The organism is Desulfovulcanus sp. (genome assembly GCF_982781345.1).
On record NZ_CEYAEZ010000157.1, the window covers coordinates 1 to 1,388 of the forward strand.

2 protein-coding genes are annotated in these 1,388 nt (G+C 33.2%); both read right to left on the reverse strand.

The features are described 5' to 3' along the window. On the reverse strand, nt 1-346 hold a 346-nt coding region (locus AC3WVG_RS11865; protein WP_488798327.1), incomplete at its 3' end, for a V-type ATP synthase subunit D. 42 nt (nt 347-388) lie between these two features. After that, on the reverse strand, nt 389-1,276 hold the full coding sequence (locus AC3WVG_RS11870) for a UbiA family prenyltransferase (protein ID WP_488798328.1): 888 nt from the start codon (nt 1,274-1,276) through the stop codon (nt 389-391). Nucleotides 1,277-1,388 lie beyond the last annotated feature (112 nt).

The following is a 1,388-nucleotide window of genomic DNA, read 5'->3' on the forward strand; positions in this document are numbered from 1 at the left end:
AGTTTGGTGCTGATATTCCTACAAATTTTGCACTTTGAAACTTAACACCTTCATACTCTCTAACTTCATACTCTACATGTACGGTTGGTGGAACCATCTCGCCTAGCTTACCGACTTCATCAATTCCAGCTCTTGCAATTCCAAGTTTTAACCAGTCTGATACTTGTTGTAGTTGTTCATATACTACTTTTCTAGTTTCTTCAAGTTTTGGGATAATTACTCTAATTTTCTGTATTGTTGCATTTCTAGCATCTTCAATAGTTTTTCTAACTCTCTTATACAATCTTTCACTCATTCTAAATCTCAGTAATGTTAATCTAGACTTTACATAGCTTGCAACTGCCATTATATGTACCTATGTTAGTTTAAGTGAAAAGTTTTACTTTCCTTAAAATATGTGGAATATTAACATTGCTGTGAAGATTATTGCTAGTAGTGGATATGTGAGTTTGTAGCATATAAATGTCAACTTCTTACTACTTCTCCAATCTTTTAACCCAATCCTAATCATGAGATATATCTCAGACATAAATACTACAAGTATTACAGGAACGTATAGTGGAGATACTAGTCCTAATAATGGTGGTGTTAATGCTAGTAGACATGTTGCTAATAGTGCAATAAATGTTGCAAGATATGGTATCCATGGTTTTCTCCAAAATCTCACAGTTATAGTTGGAACTCCAGCAAGTGCATAATCTTCAGCCCAGTGCATTGCTACAGCCCATAGATGTGTTAATACCCAGAAATATCCCATAAATGCTATAACTATTCCTGAAATTGTTATGAGACCGGTAGCTACATACCATGCATGTAGTATAACACATACATATGCTAATGCTGCTACTAGTATGCTAGTCCAAGACTTTCTCTTCAATAATGCTGTATATAGATAGACATATGTCAACATTGCAAATGTGTAGAGTAGTGGTGTTACATAGTCTCTCAATAGTACTGAAACTATGATCATGAATAGTGTTGATACTATACCAAATATTTTACAGAACTTCTTAGCTTCATCATATGATAAGTCTCCTCTAGCAAGTACTCTCCTATATCTAGTTCTTCTCATAATCTCATCTATATCTTTATCAAGTAGATTATTCATTGCATTTCCCCAAGATATTCCAAGAATTATTACAATACTTTCAAGAATAAATTTAACATAGTTAAAACATCCTGATAGTGCTACTAGAAATGCTATAAGCCATGTATAGTATACACTTGCAGTTACGTGAGGTTTTGTTAATAGTAGATATGCCTTTAATTTACGCATACTTGAGAAAATTATGTACAGTCTGTTTTTTAACTTAGACCTATACCTACTAGATTTAAAGCAATGAGAATTAGCATATCTGAAGCATGGAGAAGAGTTAGGAGAGTGTTAG

Excerpts from the sequence above, each read along its gene's own strand:
- AC3WVG_RS11870 (WP_488798328.1), bottom strand. The coding sequence starts at position 1,276 with ATGCGTAAATTAAAGGCATATCTACTATTAACAAAACCTCACGTAACT.